General features: G+C 40.9%; 16 protein-coding genes and 2 pseudogenes. All 18 read left to right on the forward strand.

The features are described 5' to 3' along the window. The first annotated feature begins 51 nt into the window (after positions 1 to 51). The 18 genes and pseudogenes from G3M65_RS01615 to G3M65_RS01680 all read left to right on the forward strand — a co-directional run bounded on the left by G3M65_RS01615 (position 52) and on the right by G3M65_RS01680 (position 15,769). A pseudogene (locus tag G3M65_RS01615) lies at positions 52 to 3,023 on the forward strand (efflux RND transporter permease subunit). Beyond that, entirely contained in the window at positions 3,007 to 3,243 is a 237-nt protein-coding gene (locus tag G3M65_RS01620; protein WP_173832833.1) for a hypothetical protein, read from the forward strand. The pseudogene G3M65_RS01615 and the gene G3M65_RS01620 overlap by 17 nt, the downstream one beginning before the upstream one ends. A 42-nt stretch (positions 3,244 to 3,285) precedes the next feature. After that, a complete protein-coding gene (locus G3M65_RS01625; RefSeq protein WP_173832834.1) occupies positions 3,286 to 3,726 on the forward strand; it encodes a hypothetical protein in 441 nt (146 codons plus the stop codon). After that, positions 3,716 to 4,372, forward strand: a complete 657-nt coding sequence (locus G3M65_RS01630) for a response regulator transcription factor (protein WP_254426287.1) — start codon at positions 3,716 to 3,718, stop codon at positions 4,370 to 4,372. The genes G3M65_RS01625 and G3M65_RS01630 overlap by 11 nt, the downstream gene beginning before the upstream one ends. Next, entirely contained in the window at positions 4,362 to 5,489 is a 1,128-nt protein-coding gene (locus G3M65_RS01635) for a sensor histidine kinase (RefSeq protein ID WP_173832836.1), read from the forward strand. The genes G3M65_RS01630 and G3M65_RS01635 overlap by 11 nt, the downstream gene beginning before the upstream one ends. Positions 5,490 to 5,548: 59 nt before the next feature. Then, positions 5,549 to 6,556: a hypothetical protein gene (locus G3M65_RS01640; RefSeq protein ID WP_173832837.1), complete on the forward strand. Its 1,008-nt coding sequence runs from the start codon at positions 5,549 to 5,551 to the stop codon at positions 6,554 to 6,556. A 243-nt stretch (positions 6,557 to 6,799) separates the two neighbouring features. Continuing rightward, positions 6,800 to 7,432, forward strand: coding sequence for a hypothetical protein (locus G3M65_RS01645; protein ID WP_173832838.1), 633 nt, complete (start codon positions 6,800 to 6,802; stop codon positions 7,430 to 7,432). 13 nt (positions 7,433 to 7,445) lie between these two features. After that, positions 7,446 to 8,309: a tyrosine-type recombinase/integrase gene (locus tag G3M65_RS01650; protein WP_173832839.1), complete on the forward strand. Its 864-nt coding sequence runs from the start codon at positions 7,446 to 7,448 to the stop codon at positions 8,307 to 8,309. Next, positions 8,306 to 9,160, forward strand: a complete 855-nt coding sequence (gene trmD, locus G3M65_RS01655) for a tRNA (guanosine(37)-N1)-methyltransferase TrmD (RefSeq protein WP_173832840.1) — start codon at positions 8,306 to 8,308, stop codon at positions 9,158 to 9,160. The genes G3M65_RS01650 and trmD overlap by 4 nt, the downstream gene beginning before the upstream one ends. Continuing rightward, positions 9,102 to 9,299, forward strand: a complete 198-nt coding sequence (locus G3M65_RS10680; RefSeq protein ID WP_254426288.1) for a phosphoketolase family protein — start codon at positions 9,102 to 9,104, stop codon at positions 9,297 to 9,299. Before trmD ends, G3M65_RS10680 begins: the two co-directional genes overlap by 59 nt. After that, positions 9,296 to 9,541, forward strand: a complete 246-nt coding sequence (locus G3M65_RS10685; RefSeq protein ID WP_217422989.1) for a phosphoketolase family protein — start codon at positions 9,296 to 9,298, stop codon at positions 9,539 to 9,541. Before G3M65_RS10680 ends, G3M65_RS10685 begins: the two co-directional genes overlap by 4 nt. Next, positions 9,495 to 10,037 (forward strand): phosphoketolase family protein, encoded by a 543-nt coding sequence (locus tag G3M65_RS10690; RefSeq protein WP_217422980.1) that lies wholly within the window; start codon positions 9,495 to 9,497, stop codon positions 10,035 to 10,037. The genes G3M65_RS10685 and G3M65_RS10690 overlap by 47 nt, the downstream gene beginning before the upstream one ends. Beyond that, complete coding sequence (locus G3M65_RS10695; protein ID WP_217422981.1) at positions 9,980 to 11,062, forward strand: phosphoketolase family protein; 1,083 nt, start codon at positions 9,980 to 9,982, stop codon at positions 11,060 to 11,062. Before G3M65_RS10690 ends, G3M65_RS10695 begins: the two co-directional genes overlap by 58 nt. Continuing rightward, on the forward strand, positions 11,016 to 11,438 hold the full coding sequence (locus G3M65_RS10700) for a phosphoketolase family protein (RefSeq protein WP_217422982.1): 423 nt from the start codon (positions 11,016 to 11,018) through the stop codon (positions 11,436 to 11,438). Before G3M65_RS10695 ends, G3M65_RS10700 begins: the two co-directional genes overlap by 47 nt. Before the next feature lie 160 nt (positions 11,439 to 11,598). Beyond that, positions 11,599 to 12,473, forward strand: a pseudogene (locus tag G3M65_RS01665) (acetate/propionate family kinase). Between the two features lie 14 nt (positions 12,474 to 12,487). Next, complete coding sequence (locus G3M65_RS01670) at positions 12,488 to 13,405, forward strand: MBL fold metallo-hydrolase (RefSeq protein ID WP_254426289.1); 918 nt, start codon at positions 12,488 to 12,490, stop codon at positions 13,403 to 13,405. Beyond that, positions 13,405 to 14,673, forward strand: coding sequence for a 30S ribosomal protein S12 methylthiotransferase RimO (gene rimO, locus G3M65_RS01675; protein WP_173832841.1), 1,269 nt, complete (start codon positions 13,405 to 13,407; stop codon positions 14,671 to 14,673). Before G3M65_RS01670 ends, rimO begins: the two co-directional genes overlap by 1 nt. Further along, positions 14,642 to 15,769, forward strand: a complete 1,128-nt coding sequence (locus G3M65_RS01680; protein ID WP_173832842.1) for a hypothetical protein — start codon at positions 14,642 to 14,644, stop codon at positions 15,767 to 15,769. Before rimO ends, G3M65_RS01680 begins: the two co-directional genes overlap by 32 nt. Positions 15,770 to 15,819: the final 50 nt, after the last annotated feature.

Raw genomic sequence — 15,819 nt, forward strand, 5'->3', positions numbered from 1 at the left:
TGGGTAAACTTTGTATTGGATAACTCTATTCTCTTCATACTTGTGAGTATAATGGTGGGATTGGTTTCCCTTGTTTTTATAAGAAATCTAAACATAGAAGCCTTTCCAGACCCATCCCCTCCCATAATAGAAATAGTTAGCATATATCCTGGAAGGTCTGCAGAGGAGGTAGAAAGACAGATAACCATACCCCTTGAGACTGCGCTTGCAGGCATGAGAGGTTTAGAAAGGATTAATTCCGTATCCCTATATGGCTTATCTGATATAAAATGTAAGTTTTCCTATAATGTAAGCTACCGCGAAGCGAGACAGGAGGTTATAAATAGACTTTCAACTGTTAACCTCCCCGATGGAGTATCACCGCAGATAATACCTAATCCCCTAGGCGAAGTGATGCGTTATGTTGTTGTTGGAGACAAAAACCTAATGGAACTTCGTACTTTACAGGATTGGGTTATAGCCAGATATTTAAAAACTGCAGAAGGCGTGGAAGATGTGGCAAGCTATGGTGGATTCATAAAGGCTTATGTGGTGGAAGTTCATCCAGAGGACTTGGTAAAGTATAAGATATCTCTTTCTGACATAGTTAACGCCCTTTCAAGGTCAAACGTAAACACAGGAGGTAGGCCCATAGATTTTGGCTCTCAATCTCTACTAATACGCGGTGTAGGTCTTATAAAAGACATAAAAGATATAGAAAATACTGTTGTAGCATATAGAAAAAACACACCTATACTTATCAAGGACATAGCTACGGTTAGGTTAGGTAACATTCCTAGGACAGGGATAGTTGGTCTAAACAAACAGGATGATGTGGTTATGGGTGTTGTGATTTTGCGTAGAGACGCCCAAAGCATTCCTTCCATAAGATCTATAAATCAGAAAATTCAGGATCTCAACTCTCATATACTACCAGAGGGTGTTAAGGTGGTACCCTTTTACGAAAGAGGTAGACTTATTGATACTGTTGTGCACAAAGTTAGTGAGATAGCGATAGTGGGAATACTTCTTGTGGCTTTTTCCATATTTATATTCATAGGGAACTTTTTAGTAGCCATAATTGTAGCTTCCATTGTGCCTTTATCTTTGATTATCGCCCTTGGCATTTTAGCAATTTCTGGAAAATCTGCCAACTTTTTGTCTATAGCTGCTATAGACTTTGGCATAATAGCGGACATACCAATTCTTTTTGTGGAAAACTACTTCAGGCTTCTAAAAAATGAAGAGCCCGGTAGGAGAGTGCTTATACACTCTACACAAGAAGTAGGAAGACCGTTAATACTATCCATAGTGCTTATCGCTATAGCTTTTATACCAGTCTTTCTTATGGAAGGTGCAGAAAAAAGAATATTCGCTCCTATGGTAGAAACATACCTTTATGCCATAGCTGCATCAATCGTATTAACCTTTACTCTTCTAATAGCTTTATTGGGATTCTTAAAGAAGGTTTCACATAAGGAAACTCCCTTGGTAAGGTTGTTTGATGACCTATATATGCGCCTTATTGGTTTTATCGTATATCTCAAAGGTAGAGTGCTTTTTGTTGTGTTTTCTATTATTACAGTTACAACTCTGCTATTAATCAAAAGTTTAGGTCTTGAGTTTATACCCAAATGGACGAGGGAAATATATATATGCGTATAATATTCCCCTATTCTATATCATTAAACCAAACTTATGAAAATGCAAAAAGGGTAAGAGACGCACTTTTAGAATTTCCTGAGATAAAAACTGTGGAATTTCAGGTAGGTAGACCAGAAGATGGAACAGACCCTACAGGTCCTTTTAACTCAGAGTACTTTATTGACCTGAAACCTTATTCTGAGTGGAAATCTTTCAAAACAAAGGAGGACTTAGAGGAGGCTATTAGAAACAAAGTAAAAGCTCTATTCCCCAAAGCAGATATAAATATTTCCCAATATATACAAGATAACCTTGAAGAGGTTACAACAGGTGTGAAGGGAGAGAATGCAGTAAAAATATTTGGTGATGATTTAGAAAAGTTAGATAAACTTGCAAAAGAAGTAGCAGAGAGGCTAAGGAAAGTGCAAGGCATAGAAGACGTGGGAATTTTTAGAGAAATAGGACAACCAAACTTAGTAATAAGAGCTGATAGAAGTCGTCTGTCCGCTTATGGGCTCACAGTTCAAGATATTATGGATGTAGTGTCTGCCAGTCTTGGAGACAAGGAAGCTACTCAAGTAATAGAGGGTGAAAAGAGGTTTTCTCTCATCGTTTCTTTCCCAGATAAGTACAGAGAAGATCCATCAAAAATAGCAAACATACCCATTGTATTACCCGATGGTAGTTTTATACCGCTTTCTGCAGTAGCGGACATATCCTTCGGAACTGGTGCATCCTTCATATATAGAGAACAATACAAAAGATATATACCTATAAAGTTCAGTATTACATCCAAAGATATGGCAGGCACTATTTTAAAGGCTCAGGATGCTGTAAAGGATATAAAATTGCCAGAAGGCTACTATATGGACTGGGCTGGGCAATTCAAAAGCTTGGTTGAGGCACTTAGGAGATTTATTCTATCTGGAAGTTTAGCAATAATGTCTCTTTTAGTCTTCCTTTACGTTATTACAAAATCTGTTAGAAATACTCTTATAGCAAGCTCAGGGGTGCTTTTTGCCCTTTTCGGCGGTTCAATAAGCCTGTTTATAACTAGACATCCCATAAGCCTATCGGCAATAGTAGGCTTTGTTTCTATACTTGGTATATCTATACTTAACATACTACTCTTAATGAAGAGCTATGCTTACCATTATAGAAATGGCATGGAAAAAATAGAAGCTATTAAACAAGCCTCTATGGAAAAACTGAGAGCTGTACTGATAAGCACTTTTACTGCATCCCTTGGACTACTACCTACTGCAATTTCCAAGGGTGTGGGAAGTCAGATACAAAAGCCTCTTGCTATAGTAGTTGTAGGTGGTATGATAATATCGGGACTTCTTATAATTATACTAATACCTCCACTTTTGAGGTATATGCATGTGGAAGAGGTTTAGTGCTTATGTATTTGCCCTTTTGGTTTTTTCCTTGACCTTTGAAGAGGACTACATTCCGAAGAATATGTTAACAGACTTTAAACTTAGCTACGGTCTTGACAAGTTTACAGAGATAAACTTCGGTGTAAGAACCTATGATGAACTTGAGTATATGCTAAACAGGAGGAGAAATAATAACTACTTAGATAAGTTTGTGATATGGCTAACAATAAACTTTTAGAACTTTATAAAAAATTTATAAGGGTTGGCTAAACTTGTAGGTATGAACGCTGTGGAGGTAAATGCACCTAATCTCTTTGAAAGGTTAAAGGAACTTGAGCTAAAAACATGGAAAGGCTTTAGTGAGATAAAGAGTATAGAAATCCTCAAGGATAAAAAGGCGTACATATTCTACGAGAATGATGAAGAAGCTGGCTACCTTATATTCCGCATACGAAGAAGGGGAGAGGTTTACGTAGAAGACCTTGTTATAAGCAACCCAAAGTATTTTGTAGGTATTATGCTTATGATTGTAAAGCTACTTGCTCCGAATACGCTTGTGGCTTTAGTAGAACCGCATTTTGAATGGTTTTTTTCAGATAAGTTCATAAAGGTAATTAAAAGAGTGGGATATACAATAAAGGTAAAGAGACGCTTTTGTATAGATAGGGAAATTATGTTTTATGTGAGGCTTGTCCATGAAGGTGCTGTTAGTGGAAGATGAAATTGATATGGCTATTTCAATAAGCAAATTTTTAGGGAATAGGAATTGGCAAGTTTCTATAGCAAGGGGTATTTATGATACCATACAACTCATAGAAAACGAGGCTTTTGATATATGCCTTCTGGATTTACTTTTAGATGATGGACATGGTGAAGAATTGTTGAAGCATCTAAACACAAAAAAAATACCGGTGATTGTGCTAACAGTTATAGAAGATGTGGGGCAAAAGGTAAAATGTTTGAAATCTGGAGCAGATGATTACATAACAAAACCTTTCAATCCGGAGGAGCTTATAGCTAGAATAGAAGCAGTATTAAGAAGATACAAAAACTTTGAAAACGAAGACATATTGATTTATAAAGGTATTTATATAGATCTTTTCAATATGAGTGCAAAAATAAATGATGTTTACATTCAAATACCAAGAAAGCAACTTATGTTACTTATAAAACTTGTAGAACATGCAGAGAAAGTAGTCACTTACAATACATTGCTTTCTTATGCATGGGGATCATATGAAGATGCATGTATGGAATCTTTAAGAACTCATATGCATAAATTGAGAAAGCTACTTAGAGCTTATAATTATGACATACTTAGCTATCCTGGTATAGGTTATATGTTAAAGTATATTAATGAGCCTTAAGGTTTACAGGCTGTATTTAATAGGATTTTTAAAGTTTTTTATTCCAATAAGTGTTTTCTTTGTCCTTACATTTTTTAGATTCAGTAGCTACCTCATAGAGCTTGAGTCAGATCATCTACTTGCTGTAGGTAGGCAAATGGTCTATTTGCTTAATGAGGACGGAAATATAAATGATAATCAGTATATAACCAGCGACTACATAATACTTATTCTAGATAACCATAATAAAGTAATAAGTTCAAATAAAAGTATTTCAGACTTGGAGGAGCTATTAAAGCAGACAAACACGGAAGATAAAGTTCTAAATACAGGCAAATATCTTGTTTATGGAGAAAATTTTCACTGTGGATCATCTATATGCAAATTATTGGTTGCAATGCCGATGATGCGTATAAACAAGAAACTAAACCTGCTTTTGTTGTCATCACTGTTTTCTGCTTTTGTAGTTAGCATGCTTATAACTGCTATGACAGTGCTTGATGTAAGAAAGTATGTTAAGGAGCATAAAAACTATGTTCGGAGATTAAGAGAAGTTGCACTTTACTTATCTCATGAAATAAAGACGCCCCTCGGGGTAATATTAACAAACCTTTATACTATAAACGTAGAGGAGGAAACAAAAAGGCTTATTGAACGCTCTATAAAACGTATTATAAAACTGATGAGAAATCTTAAGATACTTTCTGAGATGGAGCTAAAAATTGAAAATCCTATACATATAAATGTAGTAGCACTTATAAGAGATATAGTTGAGTTCTATAAGGGCGGGGTATATAACAGAGATATAATTATGTTAGTTGATGATATAAAAAATGCAGAAATAGTATCCGATTATGAGCTTCTTTTTACTCTTTTTTTGAACCTTGTGGATAATGCAGTTAAATACTCAAAAGACGGCTCAGAAATCCTTATAAGAGGGGAAATAAGGGATAACAAGGTTGTTATTTACATAATTAACAGTATGGTAAATACAGGATGGGAACAAAACAAAGACACATCTTATGGTATGGGGCTAATGATAGTTAGACAGATAGCTTCTATTCTCGGTGCCAACGTAGTTATGAAGAAGGAGGGGGATAAATTTATGGCTGTGGTAGAGCTATGTTGTCCTTCTTAATTTACATTTTAGTTGAGTTTTTTGATACTATATTTGCATCGTATATAGCATATTTGAAAATGCCTGCAGAGGGTTATGAAATCTTCAAGACAAACGAATATGGATACATATTTACTTTAGCAAATTTATTAGGTTTAGTAGTTCTCTGGTTAAACTTTTATATGAAGTTTTCTATCACCTATAGAATATATTTTAATAGAATATATTTTATCATGCTCATAATACTATCTATAATGCTTGTTTTTATAAATAGTGGAGTGTATGCAATTTTTATTATGTTTACCTTTGTTGTATTTCACACAATCTTTACTTTTTACTATGAAATAATGGCTTTAAAGTTTGAAAAATTTGAAACTGTGATAGGACTATCCTATGCTGGTGGGTTTGTAGCTCTTGGATTACTACTGCTGCTTTCCAAATTTAACTTAGTCTGGCTTGCTTTTGCGTATTCTCTATCTCTCATAGCTCTTATGAAACTTATAAGAATAGACAAAGACATAGAAATAAAACCCGTAATATTAAGGGATATATTTGAGCCTAAATTCCTAGCTGAAGTTTTGGTTATGTACTTGCTTGGAGAGTATGTGGAAGTTCTAACCGCAATGGGTTACTATATACTTAGGGATACATGGCATAGTAATGTGGAGATTGAAAGGGCTATAGGAATAGCGTTAATAAGTGCTTTTATCACAGCACTTCTGTCAGGTTATATGTTAGAGTTTTTGAGTCTAAAACTTTATGGCATACTTACAACGCTAACTTTGTTATTCTTACCTATCCTGCTATTTGTAGGAATTGCAATTGAAGTGGTTGCGATTTTTGTAGGTATGTCTATAGCCTTTTACTGGGTATATTTTAGAACCTACCTATACTATAGGTATCCGAAGGAAGAATATGTCTACAGATTTCTTCTTTTCTACCTATCCTCTAACATAGGCGGTGTCCTATTGTATGCCCTTCTTTTTGAAGCTTTTCGGGATCATAGGATAAGCCTTTTTATACTTTCACTTCTTTTGATTCCAGTAATCTTTATTCAATTTAAGCAGAAGGGACAAAAGCTAACTTAGAAAGTAGCAGAAAACCTACTCTGTTTAGAAAAGTTCCGTGGATGCTAAGAGAAAACTTTTATGCCACATACAGTACGCACTCTTGCTGTTGTCTTCAAGTGGAAGCTTCCCAAGGCTGTGTGAGTTGTTAATATAATGGCAATTATATTAACAGCCCCAAGCACCCTCTTTCTTATCTGACATATATTGACATCTGACATCAAAAAGCATAAAATGCTGTCATATAACTGAAAGGAGGCTGTCATGGTAGATGACAAAGATATTGTCAAGATAAAAGCGTCAGAATATGCACTTTTAACAGACCTTTCGCTTAACACGGTAAAGAACCGCATAAGGGCTGGTGTTTTGAGGGGTGGCAAAGAAGAGGATGGTATTTGGTATGTTTACCTTACGCAAGATGAGTTAGAACACATAAGGAGTTTTAAGGAAAGACAGGAAGAGAAAAACAAAAGTCTTCAGTCTAACCTTGAGGGTTTAAAGTCAAGCCTTGAAGGTAGCCTTATAGCCACCTATATGTCCGCCCTTATGCAAAAAGAACAACAAAAGGAACAGCTTCTTCATGAACTTTCAAGCCTATATACGCTCCTTGCCATAAGGGAAAAGGAGATGGAGTTTCTCACAAGGGAACTGGAAAGAGTTAAAGAAAAATGCGTGGAAAAGGAGGCTGAAAACCAAAGGTTAAGGGAGATAATCCAAGAGAAGGACAATACGATAAAAAAACTTCAAGAGGAACTCAGAGAAAAGGAACACCTTCTGAGCCAGAAGGAGCTGGAAATCCAAAGGGTTGTGCTGGACAAGGACAGGGAGATATTAAACAAAGAGATGGAGCTGTCCACTCTTCGCATGGAACTGGAGAAGAAAAAGAAGAAGGAATAAAATTAATAGAACTATGGATAGGCTTTTGGACCTATGGGTTAAAAGCCTTAGCAGGACAAAGAGCCAAAGGACTGTAACTACATACAGCATGTGTCTTGGGTCTCTTCAAAAGCACTTAGGTGAGAAGGCAAGTCTTCTTGAGATTGAACCCAAAGAGCTGTTTTCTTATGTTGACTCCTCTAACCTCTCTACTTCCTCTCTCCTCACTCACCTGTCCGCTATAAAGCACTTTTATAAGTTTGCCTTTAGAAGAGGATGGATAAGCGAGGAACACTACTCAGAATTAGAAGCGGTTTTGGAAGAGATAAGAGATGACCTTTCTAGCTCAAAGCCTCAAAAAAGCCCGAAGGCTCTAAGCAGGGAGGAGCTTGATAGGATTTTCCAGACGGTAAGAGATACAAAATACGAGCGTGTTTATAGCCTTCTCCTCTATAGTGGTGTTAGGCTTTCTGAGTACGTCCAGCTTAGGAAGGAATTTTTCTATAGAGACAAAAGTGGCATATATTGGCTAAGACTTCCTGCGGAGATAACAAAGAGAGGGAAAGAAAGGCTTGTTCCTATAATTGGTCCTTCTAAAGAGGAAACGGTGAAGATGAGCGAAAAGCTTGATAGATGGCTTGAGGACTACGATGCCTATATAAGGGTAAAGGCGGGATCTTTGCAGGTCTACACCAATAGGCTTTCTCAAAGACTTGGGATTCCCTTCTCCGTGCATAGCTTCAGGCATACCTATATAACAAACCTTGTAAACTCTGGCTTTCCTGCAGAGGTGGTAAAAGAGTTTGCGGGACATTCCAACGTGAAGACCACCATAGACATATACTACCGATTTAGTCAAGAGAGGGCAAGGAGCTTGGTGGAGAACTTTCTTAGATGAGGTTTTTTGTCTTTACTATTTTCCCTCAGGCAATTCAGTGCTGTGCGGAGTATGGCATAGTAAGACAGGCTATAAAAAAGGGTGTGCTTGAGCTCCATACTGTAGACATAAGAAACTTCGCTCACAAAAGACAGGTGGACGATACCGCCTATGGTGGGCATCCAGGTATGGTCATAAAGCCTGAGCCTGTCTTTAGTGCTTACGAGTATGTGGTAGAAAATTTTGGAAAGCCTTATACCATTATCCCACAGCCGTGGGGCAGAAGGCTCACTCAAGAAGACCTTGATAGGTTGTCTGGTTTCGATAGCTTGGCGGTTATATGTGGCAGATACGAGGGCATGGACGAAAGGGTTAGCACTCTGGCGGACGAGGAGCTCTCCCTTGGAGACTTTGTTTTGGCAGGCGGAGAGCTCTTTGCCCTCGTGCTTTTAGAAGGTATCGCGAGGCTTTTGCCAGGGGTTTTGAGCGAGCCTGAAAGTCTAAAAAGAGATTCCTTTAGAAGATGGCTTGGTGCTCCAGTTTATACGAGACCGGCGGAATTTAGGGGTATGAAAGTCCCAGAGGTGCTCCTCTCTGGCAATCATGAGCTTATAAGACTTTGGGAGCTTTGGCATTCTATAGAGAGAACTCTAAGGCTTAGACCAGACCTTGTCCCTAAAAGCCTTCATCCTCTGGAAGAGTCTATACTCTCTGCTATAATAAAGGGTAAAAACTTTGAAAAGTGGCTGGAGGAGGTGGGCTATGAAAGAGCTGTTAAAAGCCTTCAGAGCATGCAACTACTTGGCGGTGGGGATGATATACCTCAAGGAAAATCCTCTCCTAAGGGAACCTCTGAGGAGGGAGCATCTTAAGAAGAGGTTTTTGGGTCATTGGGGGGCAAGTCCAAACATTAGCTTTGTTTACCTGTTTACAAGCTATATGCTCCGTAAATATCCAGTTAACGCTTTGCTTGTGGTGGGTCCTGTGGGCATGGTGCACCGGGCTACATAGCACCCTTATACCTTGAGGGAACTCTTAGCAAGTTCTATCCTGAGTTTTCTCAAGACAAGGAAGGCATGAAAAGGCTCTTTAGGGCTTTTTCCTTTCCGGGAGGGCTTGGAAGCCATTGCACTCCAGAACTTCCCGGCTCTATACAGGAGGATGGCGAGCTTGGGTATAGTCTCTCTCATGCCTTTGGTGCGGTCTTTGACAATCCTGACCTTGTGGGCGGTTGCCATAGTGGGCGATGGTGAGGCGGAAACTGGACCTTTGGCTACTGCGTGGCACTCCAACAAGTTTTTAAACCCCAAAAGGGATGGTCTTGTTCTCCCTGTGCTTTCTCTCAATGGCTACAAGATAAACAACCCTACACTGTTTGCGAGAATTCCAAAGGAGGAGCTCATTAGTCTTTTGAGGGGCTATGGCTATGAGCCACTGTGGGTAGAGGGAGAAGAGCCAGAAGAGGTGGCTGGTCAGATGAAGGAGGTCGTGGAGTCTGCCTTTGAAAGGCTTATGGACCTGCGTGGAAAGGAGAAAAGACCTGTGCTTCCTGACATAGTGCTAAAAACACCTAAGGGTTGGACAGCACCAAAGAAGTTTAGAGGAAAATACATAGAGGGTTATTGGAGGTCTCACCAAGTTCCTCTTTCTGACGTTCATGAAAATCCAGATAGCTTAAAGCTCCTTGAGGAGTGGCTACAGAGCTTAGACCAGAGGAGCTCTTTGACCAAGAAGGTAGACCTCTTATAAAACTTTGCGAGTTTTTTCCAGAAGAGGGCAGAAGGCTTGGAGATACTCCCTTTGCCAACGGTGGGCTTTTGAGAAAGCCTCTTGACCTACCAAAGGCAGAAGACTATAGCGTGGAGAGGTTTACTCTCCATAACAACACCTTGCCTCTTGGATACTACCTTAGAGAAGTTTTAAAGAAAAATCCCAACAACTTTAGAGTTTTTGGACCAGACGAGACCGCCTCAAACAGACTACACCCCACCTTTGAAGCTGGCAAGGTATGGATGTTAGATAGACTATCTGTGGACGAGGACGAAGGCTATCTGAGCCCTACAGGCAAGGTTATGGAGATGCTTTCTGAGCACACGGTAGAAGGCTGGCTTGAGGGTTATCTCCTTACGGGAAGGTATGGCATTTTAAGCACCTATGAAGGCTTTGTTCCCATAATAACCTCAATGGTAAACCAGTTTGGAAAGTGGTTGGATATATCTCAAGATGTGCCTTGGAGAGCACCTATAAGTTCCCTTAACCTTCTACTTACCTCTGTGGTCTGGAGACAAGACCACAACGGCTTTACCCACCAAGACCCTGGCTTTATAAACAGCATAGTGGATAAGTGGCCCAATGCGGTAAGGCTTTATTTCCCTTGCGATGCCGACACCCTTTTGGCAACGGTGGAGCTATGCCTTAAGTCTACAAACAGGGTAAACATCATCGTGGTTGACAAGCAGGCACACCCTCAGTATTTGGATTATCAAACCGCTTACTCACATGTGATAAAGGGTATAGGCATCTTTGACTTTGCAAGCACCCACACAGATAGAGAGCCCGATGTGATCCTTGCAAGCTGTGGTGATATACCCACAAAGGAAGCCATAGGTGCGTCACTGCTTCTGAGAGAGTTCTTTCCAGACTTAGCCATAAGGTTTGTGAACGTGGTAAACCTCTTTAGACTTACTCCAGACGGCGAGCATCCTGACGGTCTTTCAGACAGGGATTTTGACGCCTATTTTACCACAGACCACAGACAAGCCCATAATCTTTAACTTCCACGGCTATCCGTGGCTTATCCACAGGCTCACCTACAGAAGAAGAAACCACAAGAACCTGCATGTGAGAGGCTACAGAGAAAACAGGAAGATAGGCATAGATGCCACACAAATTCAACCCTTCCTTAAAGGAAGAGGTGGCATTACCACTCCTCTCCAGCTTGCCATACTAAACCAAATAGACCGCTTTAGCATTGCCATAGACGTTATCCAAAGAACGCCAGCATTGCAGTCGGTGGGAGGCAGATACATAGACCTTTTAAAGAATATGCAGATAAGAGCCCTAGGGCATGCCTATGAAGAAGGCGTAGACGCACCGGAGTTTTCCGATGAGAACTTTCTTGTGCCTAAACTACGGAAGCTCCTCTCTTAAGTATGCCCTCTTTGAGGGTCAGAGGCTAATCCTAAAGCACAAGAGGGTCTTCAGAGGGGAAGGCTTATCCCAAGCACTAAGGGAGCTTGCAAAGGAACTTCCAATTAGCCCAGAGGTAGTCCTGCACAGGGTGGTGCACGGTATGGAACACAAAAGCCCTATGCCTATAGAAGGTCAAAGTCTTGAGATACTGCGAGAGCTTGCACGCATAAATCCTCTCCATAACTCCATAGCCTTGGAAGGTATAGAGCAGAGCCTTGAGCTTTTTAGTAAAAGCAAACACTACGCTATTTTTGATACGGACTTCCATTCAAGCATACCAGAGAGTGCAAGAATATATGGACTGGACTACGAGCTTTATCAAAGGGGTATAAAGAGGTATGGCTTTCATGGCATTTCCTACTCCTACCTTTTAGACGGTCTAAGCAGGTTCTTGAGAAAACAAAGCCAAACCTCATAATGATGCACTTGGGACAAGGCTGTAGTGTATGTGCGGTAAAGGAGGGGGTTTCTGTGGATACTTCCATGGGCTTTACGCCTCTTGAGGGTCTCCTTATGGTGGCAAGACCTGGCGATGTGGACGCTGGGGTTATACTCCATATGCTAAGGTCTGGCTTGTCTGTGGAGGAGTTGGAAAGAAGGCTATACAGAGAGAGCGGTATAAGGGCTATAGCGGAGGTCTCTGACTTTGAGGGGCTTCTCACTTTGAAAAGGAACGGCAACAGGAGGACAATCCTTGCCTTTGAGTCTTTCCTGCGTAGGCTTTTGAAGTATGTGGGTGCCTATTGGTTTATCTTAGAGGGAAAGGTGGACGCCCTTGTTTTTTCTGGTGGTATAGGGGAAAACAGTCCAGAGGTAAGAAAAGAGCTTTGCAAAAGGCTTGCCTTTCTTGGAGTTGAGCTTGACCAAGAGGCAAACAGAAAAAACCAAGAGGTCATAAGTTCAAAGGGTAGTAGTGTAAAGGTCTTGGTGATACAAACGCAAGAAGAGTTGGAAATGGTTAACATATTCGTGGAAAGTAATAAAATCATATAGCAGGAGGTAAAAAGATGAGATATATGAAGCTCCTTTTTGTGCTTGTTTTTCTTGCCTACGCCATGGCACCCGAGATGAAGCTAAGGAGGGTGCAAGAGGACATTTATATGGTTAGGGGCGTGGATGCACTGCCCTCTGTGGAAAATAGAGGCTTTATGTCCAATGCCTTTGGGGTGCTAACAGAGGAAGGTTGGGTTGTGATAGATGCCCTGTCCACTCCAGAGCTTTCAAAGGAATTTGTGGACAACCTTATGAGAGTAAGGAAAGCCCCCATAAAATACGCCATAATCACCCACTACCACCCTGACCATTGGTATGGAGCAAAAACTTACAAGGAGCTTGGAGCAAAGATAGTAGCCCACAAAAGGCTTATGGACTTATACCAGTCAGGAGAGGCACAGCTTGCCCTTGAGAACGCAAAGCAGAGGTTTGGCGACCTTTTCAAAAGCGTAGCCCTTGTCCCACCAGATATATTGGTAGAAGACAGATACACTCTCAAGGTGGGTGGAAAGACCTTTGAAGTCATATACATGGGGCCAGCCCATACAGACAACGACCTTGTGGTATACATGCCCTCAGAAAAGGTGCTCTTTACTGGAGACCTTGTCCTCTATAACCGCATACCCTTTATGGGAGACAGGGGAGCGAGTTCAAGGGGTCTTTTGGAAGCCCTGAATAAGATAAAGAAAATGGATGCAAAGGTGCTCCTTGGTGGACACAATGAGCCTATGGACATGTCCGCCGTGGACTTTACTCTCGCATATGTGCAGTTTCTGAGAGAGAACATAAAGAAGGCCAAAGAGCAAGGCAAAAGCATAGACGAGATAAGGCAAGCCTTAGGGGACAGCCCTTACAGAAAATATGTCATGTATGACGCCTTTCATAACGCCAATGTTTTTAAGGTGGACTCTGAGCTTGATATGGAGGAGTAATGAAGGTAGGTGTGATAAGTTTGGGATGTGCTAAAAACCTTGTGGATACGGAGGTGCTTCTTGGAAAGCTAAAGGAAGGTGGTGCAAAGCTACTCAGCGACCCCAAAAAGGCGGATGTGATAGTTATAAACACCTGCGGTTTTATTGAGCCTGCAAAGAGAGAAGCCATAGAAACCATCTTAGAGTTTGTGGAAGACAAAAAGGTTATAGTGATGGGATGCCTCGTGCAAAGGTATAAGGAAGAGCTTCAAAAGGAAATTCCAGAGGTGCTTGCCTACTTTGGGACAGAAAGCTGGGACAGTGTGGTGGAGTTTCTGGGATTGGAGAAGAAGGAGAAAACTCAGAGGGTGCTCACCACTCCCAAGTCTTACGCATACCTAAAGATTGCAGAAGGGTGCAATAGGCTTTGCTCCTTTTGTGCCATACCCTTGATAAGAGGAAAGCACCGCTCCAGACCTATTGAGGAAATATTAGAGGAAGCCAGATACCTTGCAAGTCAAGGCGTAAAAGAGCTTTGCATAGTCTCACAAGACACCACCTACTACGGAAGAGACCTATACGGAAGAGGCTATCTTATAAGGCTACTCAACGAGCTTGAAAGGGTGGAAGGCATTAGGTGGATAAGACTTCTATATCTCTATCCCACAGAGATAGAGGATGACCTGCTTGACTATATGCAAAGTTCAGAAAAGGTCCTACCTTACTTTGATATGCCACTGCAACATATAAGCTCTAAGGTTTTAAGGAGCATGAGAAGGGGCTATGAGGAGGGCTTTGTAAGAGGTCTTATAGAAAAGGTTCGCACAAAACTGCCACAGGCTGTCCTGAGGACAACCTTTATAGTGGGCTATCCCACAGAGGAAGAAGAGGACTTTCAAAGGCTCTTGGACTTTGTTTCGGAGGGGCACTTCCACTGGGTTGGCGTCTTTACCTACTACCAAGAGGAAGGCACTCACGCCTTTTCTTTGGGAGACCCACTGTCAGAGAAAGAGAAGGAAAGAAGGAGGGAGGAGCTCCTAAGGGTTCAAGAAGGAATAACCCTTAAGAAAAACCAAGAGTTTATTGGGAAAGAGTTGGAACTGTTGATAGATGGTTATGACGAGGAGTTTGGCTATGTGCCAGTGGGTAGAATCTACGCACAAGCTCCAGAAGTGGATGGGATAACCTACGTGGAGTCTGAGAGGGAGTTAAAGCCAGGAGATATGATAAGGGTGAAGATAACTCAAGCGGGAGGGTATGACCTTGGGGCTGTGGAGCTTGAAAGCTGAAGTTTTACTGCCTGTTATCTTAGTTCTTGTTGTCCTTTTGTGGTATTTAGGCTATAGCAGGCACAGGCGTGAGCTTTTTGACTTTTATAGCTCTCTTGGTGCAAGGCATGCGGGTAATAGATGGCTCATATTTCCTCTTGCTGAGCTTGAATTGGGTAGGGTGAGGGTAAAAATTTACACGGAGGGAGGACAGGGACTTTATACACTAAAGGCAAGCGTTGAGTTAGACGTTGTTGGCTACTTAAAACTCTGGCGTGGTAATATCTTGGACAGGACACTTTTGAGAAAACAATATTCGGATAACATCTTTGTGGAATATGAAGATAAGGAGTGGGCGGAGCAAATACTAAACAGAGAAGATTTTAAGAATTGGGTCATAGGGCTTTTTAGCCTGCCAGCTGTTAACTTTCTTGAGATAAAGAATAAAACCCTTACGCTTGCTTGGCATTTAGGTGGAATGAGTAGGTTCAAAAAAGTTGTGAAAAAAGAAGAAGTCCTCAATGTTCTTAAGATATTGGTGGGCATAAGCCAAAGGATAAACTCAATGCCCTCTGCAAAAGTCTATAAAGAAAGCCTAAGAAGCTGGCTTACGCTAAAGCTCCCTGTCTTGACTACCCTTTTACTTATCGCAATAGGTCTCGCAGGAGGATTTTATAGATACAAACCCCTTTGCGACCATGAGATACTGCTTGTAGGTTTTAAGGTCTTGACGCCTATAATCATTCTCTACACTGCTCTTGTGTTGTTTCTTGTGGGTGCTTCCACTCTTGGTCAAAGGGTAATCCTCAAGACCCTATTTGTATGCCTTATTTGCACTCCCTTTATAAGCCTTTTCTTCCTCATGTGGCTAAATGGACGCTTTGACAGCTCTAAGCCAGAAACCATAAGGGATACAATAACAAGGAAGTATTACCTAATAAGGGGCGGGCATAGGATATTGCTTGCAGAGCTTCACAAAAACCGATGGTGTGACAGTTTAAGGGTCTCTGAAGGTTTTTATATGAAGGCTAAAGTCGGGGACAAGGTGGAGTATGCGGTCAAGAAAGGCTTTCTTGGTGTCCCGTGGCTGTATAGGGGGTTAACGCTCGTAGAATGAAATAGGTCATAAACTTTTGCAAGAAAGCCTTACTTGGCTTAAAATAGTAG

Source organism: Hydrogenobacter sp. T-8, from assembly GCF_011006175.1.
Taxonomy (GTDB): Bacteria; Aquificota; Aquificia; order Aquificales; family Aquificaceae; genus Pampinifervens; species Pampinifervens florentissimum.